Origin of the sequence: Vibrio ouci (genome assembly GCF_004551525.1) — a bacterium.
Classification (GTDB): Bacteria; Pseudomonadota; Gammaproteobacteria; order Enterobacterales; family Vibrionaceae; genus Vibrio; species Vibrio ouci.
This window is the reverse complement of the sequence record NZ_SATR01000006.1, coordinates 76,011-91,290: the sequence shown is the minus strand read 5'-3', so window position 1 is coordinate 91,290 and position 15,280 is coordinate 76,011. Positions and strand designations below refer to the sequence as shown.

At 42.9% G+C, this 15,280-nt stretch carries 15 protein-coding genes; 8 read left to right on the top strand and 7 right to left on the bottom strand.

From position 1 onward, the window contains the following. The first annotated feature begins 107 nt into the window (after positions 1-107). From vxrA to ELS82_RS06185, 6 genes are all read left to right on the top strand, one after another. Positions 108-1,571, top strand: coding sequence for a sensor histidine kinase VxrA (gene vxrA, locus ELS82_RS06210; protein ID WP_370447453.1), 1,464 nt, complete (start codon positions 108-110; stop codon positions 1,569-1,571). Beyond that, the gene (gene vxrB / locus ELS82_RS06205; RefSeq protein WP_053439160.1) at positions 1,546-2,205 is read left to right on the top strand and encodes a response regulator transcription factor VxrB; all 660 of its coding nucleotides are present in this window, start codon (positions 1,546-1,548) and stop codon (positions 2,203-2,205) included. Before vxrA ends, vxrB begins: the two co-directional genes overlap by 26 nt. Next, positions 2,205-3,083: a DUF2861 family protein gene (locus ELS82_RS06200; RefSeq protein ID WP_134834700.1), complete on the top strand. Its 879-nt coding sequence runs from the start codon at positions 2,205-2,207 to the stop codon at positions 3,081-3,083. The genes vxrB and ELS82_RS06200 overlap by 1 nt, the downstream gene beginning before the upstream one ends. Before the next feature lie 60 nt (positions 3,084-3,143). Further along, complete coding sequence (locus ELS82_RS06195; protein ID WP_134834699.1) at positions 3,144-4,352, top strand: conjugal transfer protein TraF; 1,209 nt, start codon at positions 3,144-3,146, stop codon at positions 4,350-4,352. A 76-nt stretch (positions 4,353-4,428) separates the two neighbouring features. Continuing rightward, entirely contained in the window at positions 4,429-4,575 is a 147-nt protein-coding gene (locus ELS82_RS06190; RefSeq protein ID WP_134834698.1) for a YoaH family protein, read from the top strand. A gap of 843 nt (positions 4,576-5,418) precedes the next feature. Further along, positions 5,419-5,832: a hypothetical protein gene (locus ELS82_RS06185; protein ID WP_134834697.1), complete on the top strand. Its 414-nt coding sequence runs from the start codon at positions 5,419-5,421 to the stop codon at positions 5,830-5,832. 128 nt (positions 5,833-5,960) lie between these two features. Here the strand turns inward: ELS82_RS06185 and ELS82_RS06180 are convergent, their stop codons facing one another. From ELS82_RS06180 to ELS82_RS06165, 4 genes are all read right to left on the bottom strand, one after another. Then, the gene (locus tag ELS82_RS06180) at positions 5,961-7,106 is read right to left on the bottom strand and encodes a hypothetical protein (RefSeq protein WP_134834696.1); all 1,146 of its coding nucleotides are present in this window, start codon (positions 7,104-7,106) and stop codon (positions 5,961-5,963) included. Positions 7,107-7,240: 134 nt separating this feature from the next. Next, positions 7,241-7,681 (bottom strand): helix-turn-helix domain-containing protein, encoded by a 441-nt coding sequence (locus ELS82_RS06175; protein ID WP_134834695.1) that lies wholly within the window; start codon positions 7,679-7,681, stop codon positions 7,241-7,243. Positions 7,682-7,957: 276 nt separating this feature from the next. Then, entirely contained in the window at positions 7,958-8,269 is a 312-nt protein-coding gene (gene yciH, locus ELS82_RS06170; RefSeq protein ID WP_134834694.1) for a stress response translation initiation inhibitor YciH, read from the bottom strand. A 5-nt stretch (positions 8,270-8,274) separates the two neighbouring features. Beyond that, positions 8,275-8,652, bottom strand: coding sequence for a DUF3319 domain-containing protein (locus ELS82_RS06165; RefSeq protein WP_134834693.1), 378 nt, complete (start codon positions 8,650-8,652; stop codon positions 8,275-8,277). 99 nt (positions 8,653-8,751) lie between these two features. Here ELS82_RS06165 and ELS82_RS06160 point away from each other — a divergent pair, with 99 nt between their 5' ends. Continuing rightward, positions 8,752-9,708 (top strand): tyrosine-type recombinase/integrase, encoded by a 957-nt coding sequence (locus ELS82_RS06160; RefSeq protein WP_134834692.1) that lies wholly within the window; start codon positions 8,752-8,754, stop codon positions 9,706-9,708. Here ELS82_RS06160 and ELS82_RS06155 read toward each other — a convergent pair. Continuing rightward, a complete protein-coding gene (locus ELS82_RS06155; RefSeq protein ID WP_134834691.1) occupies positions 9,705-10,697 on the bottom strand; it encodes a D-alanine--D-alanine ligase in 993 nt (330 codons plus the stop codon). The two genes, ELS82_RS06160 and ELS82_RS06155, sit on opposite strands and share 4 nt — an antisense overlap. A 162-nt stretch (positions 10,698-10,859) precedes the next feature. Continuing rightward, on the bottom strand, positions 10,860-11,426 hold the full coding sequence (locus ELS82_RS06150; protein WP_134834690.1) for an SPOR domain-containing protein: 567 nt from the start codon (positions 11,424-11,426) through the stop codon (positions 10,860-10,862). 216 nt (positions 11,427-11,642) lie between these two features. On the opposite strand from ELS82_RS06150, the gene ELS82_RS06145 reads away from it, so the two are divergent. Further along, on the top strand, positions 11,643-14,327 hold the full coding sequence (locus ELS82_RS06145) for a bifunctional acetate--CoA ligase family protein/GNAT family N-acetyltransferase (protein ID WP_134834689.1): 2,685 nt from the start codon (positions 11,643-11,645) through the stop codon (positions 14,325-14,327). 32 nt (positions 14,328-14,359) lie between these two features. Here ELS82_RS06145 and ELS82_RS06140 read toward each other — a convergent pair whose 3' ends face one another. Beyond that, positions 14,360-15,256 (bottom strand): LysR family transcriptional regulator, encoded by an 897-nt coding sequence (locus ELS82_RS06140; RefSeq protein ID WP_134834688.1) that lies wholly within the window; start codon positions 15,254-15,256, stop codon positions 14,360-14,362. Positions 15,257-15,280: the final 24 nt, after the last annotated feature.

The window sequence follows — 15,280 nt, the reverse complement described above, 5'->3', positions numbered from 1 at the left end:
CTGGCTTCTTTTCATTTATCGGTATTATTTCTGACATTGATATCACATTTCAGTTTTATCTTTTTGCGATAATGTTTTACTCTAAATCTAACTCACTGATTTATTGAATTTTTACATTGATTAAAACGACGATTAAAACACTGTCAATTTCGTTGGTACTGCTAAGTGGTAACGCATATTCAGAGTCATTACCCGAGCGTATTGACCAATTCGTCGAGCTTTTTGATCAAGAAAAAGCGACTGCATCTTATGATATCCGCAGTCTACAAACAGATTACCCGACGCGCCTACTGACCCCTGAGTCCATGTTGCCTCAGACTTCTGCGTATCCTTTGAAAGATATCCAGAGGCTTTATCAACTCGCCAAGAACTGTACTGGTAAATTACCCCTAAGCCCACTAATTACAGAACCGCTGGTATATACACGCGCAATGTGTAAGGGTAATAGGCTGACAAACAAGTGGTTCACGCGTAGTGCATTAATACACCCAGGCGGGGGGACTTATGCGAGTCGCTATGTTGACGTTTATCCAGATAGAAAAGATGAACTTCAGCAATACATGCATATTAAAGAACGTTCATTAGCGCCAGATTCTACCTTGCTAGGGCGTTTACAGCGCATGGATGAAGACGCGATCATCGCGCTGATTTCTGGCTCAAGCATGTTCATTGAACGTAATGAGCTTTGGTTGAGACAAAGCGACAACTACTTAATTTTCCCAGAGTATATCTGGAGACGAAATGTCGAAACGGCAGGGCTGTCGTTTACTCTTCGTGAGGAGTCGAGCAGCTGTTTCGTGCGTCGAGGCAACCTTTGTTGGGATGCTAAAGATCATTCCGATCTACTACGCATGAGCATGGTCGCTCTTGTTATCGCTAACATTTTATTGGTGCTTGGTTGGTCAGTGTACCGTTGGAACACCAAGCGACAAGAGATGAAAAGTCGCATGCTCATCTTGCAAATTCTTACGCATGAGCTTCGAACGCCAATTGCGAGCTTATCGTTAACGGTAGAAGGCTTTAGACGCGAGTTTGAGCAGCTACCTGAAACGGTTTATGATGAGTTTCGACGTTTATGTGAAGACTCTAGACGCTTAAGGCAATTAGCTGAAGCGAGTAAAGACTACTTGCAATCAGACAATAAGCCGCTAGCAACTGATTGGGTTCCATCAGTTAAAGAGTGGCTTGAGTTTAAAATTGAAGAAGAATTTAATAGTAATATCGAAGTCGTTATCAATGAAGATATCGCGGCCAAACTTAATGTATATTGGTTAGGTACGTGTATAGACAATTTAATACGTAATGCTGTTAAGTACGGCGTTGCGCCTGTGGTGCTTGATGTCACCACATCTAAGCAAAAGATTACGGTTAAAGTGATTGACCAAGGTGAGCTGTCTTCAAAAGATTGGCGTCAGCTCAGAAAACCTTTTGTAAGTAAAAGCGGCCTTGGCTTAGGCTTAACCATCGTTGAATCAATGGTCGGACGAATGGGCGGTAAAATGTCATTAGTTGGTCCACCGACAACGTTTATTTTGGAGATACCCTGTGAAACAGACACTGCTTCTTGTTGAAGACGACAAAAACTTAGCTGATGGACTTCTAGTAAGTTTGGAGCAAGCGGGATACGAATGCTTCCACTCAGAAACCATCGCTGATGTTGCTCAGTACTGGGACAAGGCAGACTTAGTGATTCTTGACCGTCAGTTACCTGATGGTGATTCAGTGACACACTTACCTGAATGGAAGAACATCAAAGAAGTGCCTGTCATTCTACTAACGGCTTTAGTTACCGTTAAAGACAAAGTTATGGGCTTAGACGCTGGTGCGAATGATTACCTAACCAAACCTTTTGCTGAAGCAGAACTATTTGCTCGTATTCGTGCACAACTTCGTGCGCCAGAAGGCGATGCCGCTGATGACAGCAAAGTAATCACTGAACACCTAGTTATTGATAAAGCAACTCGTGAAGTTCAGTACAAAGACGAAGCGATCACGCTAACTCGTACTGAGTTCGATCTGCTGCTATTCCTAGCAAGCAACCTTGGACGAGTATTCACACGTGACGAGCTACTTGACCACGTTTGGGGCTACAACCACTTCCCAACAACACGTACTGTAGATACACACGTACTACAGCTGCGTCAGAAGTTACCTGGCCTAGAGATCGAAACACTTCGTGGCGTTGGCTACAAAATGAAAGCTTAATGGTTAGAACAGCAACATTGATCGGTGCACTGGTATTAAGTGCACCTCTTTCAGCCGCGCAAATACCTTGGTTTGAAAGTAACTCGCCTTTAACACAAGCGCACAAGCATCTGCTTGATGGCGACTTGCCTGGTATGTTCACCTCATTAGTCGAAGTTTGGCAACTTGAGAAGAACGAAAGCATTGTTCCACACCTCAACGACCTATTTTTGCAATCTCTTGAAGTGGACTGCGGAAAAGGGCTAGACAACAAGTCACTCCCAGATTGGATCAATACCGTTTTGGTTCGTCGCACAGAAATTCAAAGCCCAGGCAGAGACTCTTACCGCGCAATCGTTGAGGTAGGGTCAAGCAAGGAGTTAAAAGAGATTTCTCTCACGCGTTGGGTATCAAAAGTACTCTCCACTGATACAACGGTTACAGAAACGCCAAACGAAGACGACGGTAAATTCACTCGTTACGTCAAACGCTACAACTTAAACAGTCGCGTTAAAATGGGGCTTTACCGTATCGACATTACTGCTGCTGATGAAACATCATGGAGCTCATGGCTATTACTTGGTGAGCCAAAGGCAAAAGTGTCTGTACGCTGGAACTCAAAAGCGCAGTGGAAAGTAGAAAAGAACGCATTACTCAATCGACACTGTCCATTACCTAAGTTAGAAACGGCCGTTTATGACTATGTGGATGGGACTTATAGCCAAGTGTGGGGAGAGAGCTACGACTCCGACTATCCGACCGCTTTAGGTAACGTGCCAATTGAGCCAGGACGATATGTTCTTGCTGTATCAATGAAACATCAACGCTGGCAAGGGCCAATTATTGTAGAGCAATCCCAAATAATTAGTAAAACGTATGATGTTTCAGTGGATGAATAGCTCAAGTTAATTCACAATATGTCGATATAAACACATGGAATAGAAAAAGTTTATACCGATATGGAAAATAAATTAAAGCTCTTATCGTTGTCTATTATGTTTGCTGCTTCATCCGCGTCCGCAGCAAACTATGCAATTGAAGCCCGTGGCGATGCAATGGGTGGTGTTGGCGTTGTTTCAGCAAACTTTCTGACCGCTCCTTTTTATAACCCAGCACTGACTGCTATTTACCGTCGTAATGACGATGTTGGCATGATCACACCAAGCTTCGGTTTATCATATAGCGATGAGCATATGATGGTTGATGATCTCGATAAGGCTGCAGGCCTAATTGATCAGGCGATCGCTGGCGACTATTCAAATGTCGCTGAACTTGAAGGCACCCTAGATGCACTAAGTGGCGATATCGCCAAGCTAGAGTTTGGTGGTGTTGTCGCGTTTGCTATTCCGAACCGCTATGTTGCTGCAAACGTCTTTGGCAAAGCCTACGCAGAATCTTTCGCCCAAACTGATATTTATGATGGCGCTAACAGCGGAATTGATCCGGCTTTAAACCCAGCAATCAACGCTGAGTTAAGTGCGGTCAACGCTGTAGGTGTAGGGGTAACTGAAGTAGGTATTTCACTAGCAAAATACCAGACATTTCTTGGCCAACACATTTCATTTGGTATTACACCTAAGATACAACGTATCTATACCTACGTTTACTCAGCGAACCTAAACAATTACGATATTAAAGATGTACGCGATAATGGCACTGGCGAAACCATGTTCAATATGGACGCAGGTTTCTTATGGTTCCATGGACCATTACGCGTTGGCTTCTCTGCTACCAATCTTATCTCTCGTGATATACAAACCATTGAACTTGCGGGTTCAACTGTTACATCAAGTATCGATGGTTCACAAAGCCGCACATTTGATCCTGTATCTTATGCATACCAAATGCGTCCACTTTACACAGTCGGTGTTGGCCTAGTTGCCGACTACGCAACTATAAGTGTTGATTACGATCTTAATGAAGAAGAGCGCTACACCAATTTTGATGACAACACTCAAATGCTTCGCGTCGGTGGTGAAATCGACATTATGCGTCAGTTAAAGCTGCGCGCAGGTTGGAAACGTAACCTAGCTTATGATGATCTAGACGATACCGTAACAGCAGGTATTGGTTTATCGCCGTTGAATCTGTTCCAGTTAGATATCGGTGCGAGCTACACCAATGAAAACTCTATGGGTGCTTACGTAAACTTCTTAACCAGTTACTAAGCAACGGGGTAGGTGATACTAGCCTAATCGTGCAATTCGTAATATAGTCGGCTCCTAAATGTTAGGAGCCTTTTTTATGTTTGACGATTTACCGCCACTCTCACACGAAGAACAACAGAAAGCCGTAGAGCGAATCCAGCAGCTCATGGCAGAGGGCATGAGTACAGCCCAAGCAATCAAAGTTGTTGCTGAGCAGATTAGGGCAGAAGCTGCAAAACAATAACTGACCACACATCATTAAAAAGAGCAGGGCACTGCTCTTTTTTTATGCCTAAATTTTAATACGCACTATAACAGAACAAAATATCGCTCTTAGGTGACACACTCCAACCGCTACCTTCCTAACACCTCTCATAACCAATGAAACATCCATTTGTAATAAAACTGAAAGTCAGATCAAACAAACCGGCAATCACCACAAAGAAACTAATTATCAATAACTTACAAAAGCACAAAACACTTCCCATAACGCCCTTAAAAGTTACTTTGTAATTAAATTACACATCTGTAAGTTTCCGGTGTAAGCACTTACTGTCAGCCAGTGTAATACTCTGCGTGGTTATGGCGTAACTAAACTGGATCGTTTAACAGACGTGTAATTAGAAACTAAGAAGTGTAAAATAAAAAAAGCCCACATATCCATGTGGGCAAATGAATCGTCAAAAAATAATCATATAAGTGTTAATCAAAGTTTTCGTTGGGCTTCAATCGAAAACTCATGTTAACTTTATCACCCCCCCGCGACACTGTAATAGCAAGAAGATGCTAGAAAACAGCGACTCTGCGCAAAGAGGGTGAAATGTTGAAGAATCGAAATCTAGAGGCTGAATTAAACAAACTTAAGCGCAACGTGAGTAACTATCTTTCGACACTAAGTAACTTACAGCAATAAAAAAGGTTGGTAACAACAATCTTACGAGCTTATTCATAGCGATTTTTATCTTTCATAAATTTAACGGCCTGTGATTCGTATCTTGGTTTAACTGCATTCGTAACCTGAACATGGTGGGAGTGATGTGCTAACCTATTGATTATTCGTTTTCATAATCCAGGGTTAGGAATAGACATGGTTACTAATAAGTGCAAAACACTGGCACTTGCAGCCTTAGTTTTCGCTGCGCCAATCTCGGTATCTGCTCAAACTCAAGCTGTATTGGCTGAATCCATCGCGCTACCGACATTGAGCGTCTTAAGCGGTAAACAGCTGAAGTTATCTTTGGCGGGTGTAGAGTGTGGTCAAAATGAATATTTCACTGATAAAGCTAACGTCAGCATTCTAGCGAATGGAACACCACTCGAGTTTTCCCGTACGTGTCATGATTCAGTCTTAGCATTTGTGCCAATTAACCGTAGTGAAAACGATCTATTTGTTGAGATCTTATTAAAAGGTCGAAACCTGAATTTGCGTTACATGGCGGGGGCTAGGTCATATGCGTATAACGATTGGCAATTAGCGCCGGTTAAAGAAGCGCTGAGATAGGTGACAGTGTCACCACGCTACCATCATAGTCGGGCTAGGTTTATAGAGCATATGATATTGCATAGCTAACTTTAATTCTTCACTTTTAAATTCACGGCTTTCATAAAACAACTCCGCACTTTTCAAATTTAATCGGATCGAGGGGTTTCTGATCCGTTGGCTTTATCGATCGTGACATTTTCAATCATGTCTGGAGCAAAACGTTCGGTAAAACCGGCAATAAACGCAAAAACCATTAATGCCATTGAGTTATTGTTGAATGTAGCAAGTGCAAGCTCAGACTCTGCAAGCATGATCGTAAAAATACCGAAAGTAATACCCACCCATATTCTTGATAGAGCATCGACAACTAAACCTCTAGAACTCGTAAGCGGGTCAAGAGCAATACTATTATTGCGTTGTAAGACAGATACGAAGCTACCGGCCAATGCAGCAAAGGAAGCATGAAAATATGTTTGTGGTATTTCAACAAGGGAAAATACGATGGTAATGAACAAAACCATAAAGCATGCGGATGACGCTGTATAAAATAGAAATTTAGCTCTTAGGTTTGCTAAGATTTGATTATTCAAAAATTTATATACGTCTTCGAAAAAACTATCTACGTCTTTTATTGTTAACTGTAGAGTGTCTGAGTGATGTAAAGCAAACACCTTTGTAAATGCTTCTGATATATGGTCAGCAGAAAGCTTGTGTTCTTTTGAAGGGAGAAGCTGAACACAATAATTATATAAAGACCTTGCTCTATATAGGGCGTGCGATATTTCAGGAGTGATGGCAATACCTTCTGCTGTGTGGACAGAAAGGTAACCTTGTGCATCTCTAGTTACCAAAAAATCAGAGTCTTTAACCAACACTGTTATATCTGCTTGATTTGCGCCTTGAATTTTTTCCTTAATGTCATCAAATATTTTACTAAGCTCGTCTTTTGTTAAATGTTCTGCTTGGAACCCTATTATAAACGCTTGTTCCAACGCTAGAATGTGCGAATAGCGTTCTGAAGGTATTATAATTGTATGGGTTAAAGGCTCAATTAATTTATATCTAGTTTGAGCGTACTCTTGAATAGCAGTATAAGCTACATTAGATTTCCAAAATAATCCGCCATTTTCTGTCTTTGCAATGATGTAGTTTTCGGATGAAGCAGCAACATATTGTATTGTTTGACCAGCTATTTCGTCACCAGGTTTATATTCGTTAAATTGCTTATACTCGTATTGATGAAAATTGGGGGGGCTGACAACATTATCTTCGTCGTTAATCGCCGTATTCATTTTTGACTACCTTCAATAAGAACATGTGCACATAGTAGCACTTAATGGGTAGTATTCGAAAGAGGCAACTAATCGCTCAATTCGTTTATCACAATGTCTTAAATAACTTTGATTATCAGTCATAGTCAGTAACATCATTCAAACCAATCATGGTGAGAGCCGTCTTCACCTAAGCAGTCTCGGCGATAACGAGGTTGATAGATTCGAGGTTTTCGCTTGGAATGTGGAACCCAAAGACCATCAGCGATCATCCATTGACGTAGAGTCTCTTTAGATACAGCGAGATTGTGTTGTTCTGAGAGTTTCTCGAGAGCGAGCGTTGGTGAGAAATCAGAATAGTACTTGTGAATGATCTTTAGTATTTCAGCTTTAAAATCTTCAGAGTAACACCGGTTGCTAGGACGACCACGAGCAGCGTGTGCGAGACTTTGAGCTCCTAAAGTGGAGAATCGATTGAGTAAGCGCCGGATATGACGAACAGACACATTTACATCAACTTGACGTAAACGCTTTTCACGGACGTCAGACAGAACCTTAAATCGATAAATATCTTTTTCACTCATCGTAATCAACATCGGTTAAAGCCTCAAAAGCAAACAATATTGTTAATCTTAAGAGGACATTTTAAAGTGGCTAAAACCGGACATTACTAAATTGCACCTACACCATTTACTACGCATTATGTATATTATGTTAAATATAATGCCGAATTAAAAGAGCACAACGAAGTGCTCTGATTCTACTAACCTGCTTTGCGCTCTATATGCTGTCTCATTCAACATAATCGCATTTTACATAAAATACCTAATAACTAGTTTGATAATCAGAGATTAGCAAACCTGTTCTTAGGGTTAGCCACCGGCTAATTTTACTGTGTGGCCTTTCTTTTCAAGGTGCGCTTTGATCTTGTCACGTGCGTCGCCCTGAATTTCAATTGTGCCATCTTTTACTGAGCCACCACAGCCACAAACTTTTTTAAGCTCTGCTGCCAGCAGCTTTAAAGGTGCGTCATCCAAATCTAAACCAGTTACGATAGAAACGCCTTTACCTTTGCGTCCTTTCGTTTGGCGAATGATACGAACGATTCCGTCGCCTTTTTCACGCTGTGGCTTTTCTTCTTCAGGCTTGATTCGACCTATATCAGTACTATATACAAGAGTCATAAGTGTTATTTCTTCTGTTGCTGTTCGGCTTTTTGCTTAGCCAGCAAGTATGCCTCTATATGCTTCTGTATAGCAAGTTTTCCGCCCTTAATTAGACGACCGTTGAAGAAACAGTACCAACTGTTCACGTCACCGGTGTCATTTTTGAGCGTATAACCGTTAAAGTTTTCCTGTACAGGGCTTCCTGTTGGCGTTTTCTTTTCAGCCAACGAGCTAAACTCTTTAGGGTCGATGATGGTAGCCGTATCGCAGAACCAATCGATACTCTTTTTCACAGCAGCCATGCTGCCTGACAGCACATGGTTCTTGATTTGAACTTGCCAAACTTCCGTTGAATTTCCAGCAGTTTTGAGGACAAAGCCTCTGTAAGTAGCAGCAGCCATAATGATTATTATCGTTGTAGTAGATTAGTTTAATAATAATTGTAAATTGCTCATTATCAAGTATATTTATCATAACTTTATTGGTTATAGTGCGTATAAATGAAGAAAATCGTTCGCGTCATCACATGCAAAGACGAAAGAAATCAATTTGCTGCTACATTTTCCAATCCTATCGAATTGGAAGATATCAACTCTCTAACGGATAATTCCTACTCTCATAACTCACTGTTAGCTATGAGAAAAGATTGGAATCTGTTCACTGAGTTTTGTCAAAGCAAGCATGTACGCCCTATTCCTGCCTCTTCGACCGCTGTTCGTTTATTTTTGGAACGCGAAGCTCAGAAAAGAAAATACGCGACCATTAAGCGTTACGGGGTAACTATTGGTTTAATCCATAGAATTCTGGGGATTGCCGACCCTACTAGCACCCAAGCTATTCAAACCCTTATGGCGCGGCTAAGGCTTGAGAAAAAACACGATGCAACCTCAGTTCAACCTTTTACTATCAAGCATTTAAAGATGTTTACTCAACGCTTTGAATCTTCCACTAAGTTAAAAGACAAGCGAGACCTCGCGATCTACTACATCATGTTCGAGTGCATGTTGAAACGTGGAGAGCTTAAAGTGCTATCCCATCAAGATGTCATCGGTGATCGCGCCGCCAAACAACTTTCCGTAGGCTCTGCAACCTACTCATTATCTGAATCTGCTAGCCTTTTCTTGGCCAAATGGATTGAGTCGAAAGCCTATTCCTCTGGGCCTCTTTTTACAGCCATCGATAAGCACGGTGTTACGAGTAATAGCCCATTAGATGACTCTTCTATCTTTCGTATATTACGTAACGCGAGTAGCAAGCTTGGCTTAGATGTTCAGTTTTCCGGTCAATCACTACGAGTTGGTGCAGTTGAGAACCTTGCTAAACAGGGAAAAAAAGTAAGGGAGATCCAGCAATTAGGTCGCTGGCAAAGTGCTGCTATGCCTTATCACTATCTCGGTAATAAGGCACAGGCAGAAGAAGAAAAGATTGTCTTTAAATCAATTAAGCCTTGGACTTAAATTGATGTTTTTACACAGTTAGCGAGGAATTCAGCAAAACTGTGTCCGTTGTTCTCAAGCATTTTAGGGAACATCGAAATCGGCGTCATTCCTGGGAACGTATTCACTTCATTCAAGTAGATCTCACCGCTAGGCGTCAAGAAGAAATCGATTCGAGATAAATGACGAAGACGCATTTGCGTAAAGACTTTCTCTGAGCTGCTACGAATCACTGCTAGCTGATCTTCGTTCAAGTCAGTCGCGACCACTTTAGTTGTAGAGTGACTTGTTGTGCTGTATTTCTCTTCATAAGAATAGAACGCATCTTCCGGTGCAATCACTTCACCCGGTGCCGTGATATGAAGCTGACCATCAATTTCATACGCAGCGACTTCAAGCTCACGAGGTTTAACCGCTTGCTCAACAAGGACTTGGTCTGAATAACCAAATGCGTTATCTAGCGCTGCTTGTAGTTGCGACAGTTCCGTTACCTTGTAACAACCCACTGAAGAACCTTGACGTGCAGCTTTGACGAAGACACTTCCCCATTTTTCAAAAGCTTGCGCGCTTAGTTCATAAGCTTGTTGGCTATTCTCAGAAAGGAAAATGTAAGGCGTATTCGGAATGCCTAACGCGTCATACCATAACTTAGATGTGATCTTGTTAAAGCTGTTTGTACTCGCTTCAGGGCCACAACCTAAATAAGGAATACCCGATAGCTCTAGCATCGACTGAATGTCGCCAGTCTCACCAGGGAAACCATGAATACAAGGAACGACAAAGTCTAGCTTTATCTGCTGAGAGTCGGTATTCAATGTACCCGAGTTGGTATCTAGGTATGCAAGGTCACCACTGTCGGTGTACCACCCATCTGTTTTCATCTCTACGCGTACAACGTTAAAGTCAAACGTCTGCTCTAGCTGAGATTGAAGGAAGTTTGCAGAAACGAGTGATACTTCATGTTCAGATGAACCACCACCGCAAAGAAGAAGAATTGTCGTATTAGTCATTAATCGATCTTTCCGTGACACAACAGAGGGATTAGAAAAACATGATAATCAAAAGCGCATACAGTTACACGATTTTCGCAAAGAATTTCTGAATTTGGCTTCTGAGTGCTTACAATTTAGACGTAAAAAAAGGGGCGAGAGCCCCTTCTTATAAAAATGGTATTAATTCAACTTGTTCAAAGTTGGGTATTGAGAGTTCTTGATAGCATCAATGCTCTTCACAAAAGGTTTCAAAGATTGGAATTCACTTGGAAGTTCACCGATCGCCTTTTTAGCATCTGTGCGAGTTGCGTAGTCACCGTAAAGTACTGAGTACCATTTAGTACCGTTCACAACTTTATAGTTTTCCCAGATAGGTTGGTTATCACGTGGCAATTTACGTGCAAACTGATCAACCTTAGTTTGTGAACCGACAGCAACCACTTGGATAGTGAAACCGTAACGAGGGTTCATCGCTTTCTGCTTAGCGGTAGGCGGAATAATCGCTACAGCTGGTTTCGCTTTAGCCTGCGTCTTCACAGCCTGTTTTTCTGGAGTAGACATATTGACAACTGCAACGTTGTCTTCTGAAATGCCGTTGGTCATTCCCTGCTGTGATACAACTGGTTGTTCAACCTTAGCTGTTTTGTAATCCTCACGATAGCTTTCCGAGCTTACATCGGTGACATAATCACTCGACACACATGCAGAAAGCACCACTGATAAGCCAACAATCGCAATTTTTTTCATGAAATTTTAAATGCCTTAACTAGAAATTACTGTAAATCATGCCGTTAGAAAGGAAGAGAATCAACCCAACATTCTAATTATATATCAATACACTGTGACGCATGGCACAAACTTAACCAGCACCGGAGTGATCTGATTAAAACAACATCAAAATCGATGAGTATTTACCAGTTAGGTTCGCTAGGATGAGTGTTGTCGCTGTATTGGGAGCATGAGATGAGCAACTTGAACCAACTCTTTAAACCTCGTTCTGTCGCCGTTATTGGTGCATCGACCAAACCGATGCGAGCCGGCAATATCGTAATGAAGAATTTGCTTCATGGTGGCTTCGAAGGTGCAATCATGCCCGTCACGCCAAAATACTCATCGGTGTGTGGTGTGCTCGCCTATCCTTCTGTTGATCAATTGCCGATCGTTCCCGATGTCGTCATTTTGTGTACTCATGCGAAATACAATCAGGCTCTATTTCAACAACTCGCTGACAAGCAGGTAAAATCGGTTATTGTCCTCTCTGCCGATATGCATTTATCCAATGATGATGGCGAAAGTATTCAGTCTGCCTGTCTTCGAATCGCGAAACAAAGTGGCATGCGAATACTTGGCCCGAACAGTTTGGGCTTGGTTCTACCTTGGGTGAATTTCAACGCCTCATTCTCTCCTGTTACCGCAGAAAAAGGCAAAATCGCCTTTATTTCTCAATCAGCGGCAATGTGTACGACAATTCTTGATTGGGCCAATGACAAAAACATCGGCTTTTCAGCGTTTATCTCATTAGGTAATGCTCTAGACATCGATTTCGCTGATCTTCTAGATCATTTAAGTACCGACACTCATACCGAAGCAATCCTACTTTATGTTGATACGATCAAAGACGCACGACGCTTTATGTCTGCCGCGCGTGCTGCGTCTCGTAACCGCCGTATTTTGGTGCTGAAAGGTGGCAGAACGTCTGCTGGGCGACTTGCCGCTAAAGCGCACACCGGTGGCGACGACACACTCGATATCATCTACGACTCTGCGATTCGCCGTACGGGTATGCTGCGCGTAAACAACTCTCATGAGCTATTTGCAGCGGTAGAAACTCTGACGCACTCGGTCCCTTTGCGTGGTGAGAAACTTGCCATCATTACCAACGGTGGTGGCCCTGCAATCATGGCCGTCGACACACTGCTTGAACGTGGCGGAAAATTAGCAGAGCTATCTGATGAGACGTTGGATAAGCTGACTTCGCTTTTGCCCACCAGCTGGAGTCACAACAACCCTATTGATATGGTCGGCGATGCGGATCAGTCACGCTATGTAAATACACTCAACGCACTGATGGATACTGATTGCGCTGATGCCATTTTGATCATGCACAGCCCTTCTGCTGTCGCGCATTCAGAGTTAACAGCCAAAGCGGTGGTTGATGCGATTAAAGCGCACCCACGCCACAAGCGCTTTAACTTTCTAACCAACTGGTCTGGTGAACTCACCGCGAAACCTGCCCGAGATATTTTCACTCAAGCCGGTATTCCAACCTATCGAACGCCTGAAAGTGCCGTGGTCGCCTTCATGCACCTTGTCGAGTACAGACGTAACCAAAAACAACTGATGGAAACACCAACCACAGCAGAGCCAGTACACATCGCAGAGTTAAAAGAAGCGAATAATTGGATAGAAGAAAAGTTACTGGATAAAAACACAGTATCACTAGATACTCATCAAATTGGCCCATTTTTACGCTGTTTCAACTTTGAAGTGCTGCCGACTTGGATTGCATCAGATTCAAGTGAAGCAGTTCACGTCGCGGAGCAAATCGGCTATCCGGTTGCGGTGAAGCTGCGTTCCCCTGACATTGCTCATAAGTCAGATGTACAAGGCGTGATGCTTAACTTAAGAAACAGTACCGAAGTTGCAAGCGCCTCAGATGCGATACTCGATCGTACTAAGCTCTCCTATCCTTCTGCGAACATACATGGCCTGTTGGTGCAAGGGATGGCAAAGCTTGCCGGTGGTGAAGAAATACGTATCAAGGTCAAACATGACGATACGTTTGGTCCAGTGATCTTGCTTGGTCAAGGCGGCTCTGAGTGGGATGAATCTCTCGATGCCGCCTCTGCTCTTCCTCCACTCAATATGGCCCTAGCGCGTTACCTTATCGTTAGAGCGATAAAAAATGGCAAGATTCGCCCACAGAAACTGCCTGAACCAATGGATATTCATGGTCTGTCAGAGTTACTTGTTCGAATCTCGCAAATGGTTGTTGATTGCCCTCAAGTACATGAACTGGATATTCATCCAGTACTCGCCAATGGATCCAATTTCACCATTATCGATGCAGATTTAGTATTGAAACGATATGAGGGGGATGCGCAACAAAGATTGGCGATTCGCCCTTACCCTGTAGAGTACGAAGAGCTTATTGAGCTCAAAGACGGTGAACAGGTGTTGCTGCGCCCAATTCTTCCTGAAGATGAGCCTCACCATGCGGACTTTATTCATAATGTCTCAAAAGAAGATCTCTATAAGCGCTTCTTTACCGATGTTGGCGAGTTCAACCATGAAGCACTGGCAAATTTGACTCAAATAGATTATGACAGGGAAATGGCATTCGTCGCCGTGAGCCAGTCTCGTCCTGGTTCACCCATCATTGGCGTATCACGTGCATTGATCAATCCAGAAAACACCGATGCCGAGTTTGCTATTTTGATCCGTTCTGATCTTAAGGGAAACGGCTTGGGTAAGGTGCTGATGAATAAGATAATTCAATACTGTCGTCACAAAGGCACATTACAAATGTCGGGGATGACAATGCCAACTAACCGAGGCATGTTAATGTTGGCTCAAAAGCTAGGATTCGAGTTAGATGTTCAGTTTGAAGATGGCGTTGCAGATATGCGTCTTTGCTTAACGGAATAGATTAAGGGGAGCCATTGAGCTCCCCTTATTGATTATACTTTTGATTGCTTCTTCCAATGCTTCATCAAGTACTGAATACACCAAGATTTCGCTTCCCCAATTTTATTACGTTTCCACACTAGTATGATATCGATTGGCTGAGGTTTGGTCCCTTCAATTTGTTTGATCACCCCTTCTTCAATGAGCTCTTGCGCCAATTCCTTTGGTAAGGTGCCAATCCCTAACCCCAACTTAAGTGCATCCACTTTGGCTGAAAAGTTTGTCACAGTAAGTCGTGGCTGACGCTGGGTGATGTTAACCGTTAGCGCAGGTTGCTCTCTCGCCGTATCTGCGATGGCAACGATTCGATATTTTTCGCGCGCCTGCTCATCAAACTCACCCACACGCTTATGTACATAATGGTCGACCGCTGCGACCCAAATCATTTCCATTGTGCCAATGGTTTCGGCTTTCACATCTTGGGGTAACGTATCGATCCTCGGGGCAACAAGTAAGTCAGCGCGACCGTTATTCAACGATTCCCAACAGCCAGCGAGTATTTCTTCCTGAAGCTTTATACGTGTCGAACTCACATTGCCGAGCTCAGCAACTAAGCCAAAGAAGTTTTTAACCGGAATGATGCCATCAAACGCAAGCGTAATATCAAGCTCCCAACCATTGGCCAATACGCTCGCATCATTCACCAGCTTTTCCGTCGCGGCAAGAATGTCTCTTCCTCGCTCAAGTATAAGTCGCCCTGCTTCGGTAAAGTTCGCTTTGTGCCCGGAGCGGTCAAATATCATGATATCGAGGTCTTGTTCGAGCTTTTGAATTTGATAGCTCAACGACGAAGGTGCCCGGTCTAATTCATTGGCTGCCGCTGCGAAGCTGCCTCTCCTTTCGATCGCATCTAATATATGAAGTGCTTCTAATGTTATTGGACTCTGCACAACTGCTTTCCTTATCTATACCCA

What these genes read in the sequence shown, in the direction of transcription:
- ELS82_RS06200 (WP_134834700.1), top strand. Translation starts at nt 2,205, where the DNA reads ATGGTTAGAACAGCAACATTGATCGGTGCACTGGTATTAAGTGCACCT.
- ELS82_RS06195 (WP_134834699.1), top strand. Translation starts at nt 3,144, where the DNA reads ATGGAAAATAAATTAAAGCTCTTATCGTTGTCTATTATGTTTGCTGCT.
- ELS82_RS06190 (WP_134834698.1), top strand. Translation starts at nt 4,429, where the DNA reads ATGTTTGACGATTTACCGCCACTCTCACACGAAGAACAACAGAAAGCC.
- ELS82_RS06185 (WP_134834697.1), top strand. Translation starts at nt 5,419, where the DNA reads ATGGTTACTAATAAGTGCAAAACACTGGCACTTGCAGCCTTAGTTTTC.
- ELS82_RS06180 (WP_134834696.1), bottom strand. Translation starts at nt 7,106, where the DNA reads ATGAATACGGCGATTAACGACGAAGATAATGTTGTCAGCCCCCCCAAT.
- ELS82_RS06175 (WP_134834695.1), bottom strand. Translation starts at nt 7,681, where the DNA reads ATGTTGATTACGATGAGTGAAAAAGATATTTATCGATTTAAGGTTCTG.
- yciH (WP_134834694.1), bottom strand. Translation starts at nt 8,269, where the DNA reads ATGACTCTTGTATATAGTACTGATATAGGTCGAATCAAGCCTGAAGAA.
- ELS82_RS06165 (WP_134834693.1), bottom strand. Translation starts at nt 8,652, where the DNA reads ATGGCTGCTGCTACTTACAGAGGCTTTGTCCTCAAAACTGCTGGAAAT.
- ELS82_RS06160 (WP_134834692.1), top strand. Translation starts at nt 8,752, where the DNA reads ATGAAGAAAATCGTTCGCGTCATCACATGCAAAGACGAAAGAAATCAA.
- ELS82_RS06155 (WP_134834691.1), bottom strand. Translation starts at nt 10,697, where the DNA reads ATGACTAATACGACAATTCTTCTTCTTTGCGGTGGTGGTTCATCTGAA.
- ELS82_RS06150 (WP_134834690.1), bottom strand. Translation starts at nt 11,426, where the DNA reads ATGAAAAAAATTGCGATTGTTGGCTTATCAGTGGTGCTTTCTGCATGT.
- ELS82_RS06145 (WP_134834689.1), top strand. Translation starts at nt 11,643, where the DNA reads ATGAGCAACTTGAACCAACTCTTTAAACCTCGTTCTGTCGCCGTTATT.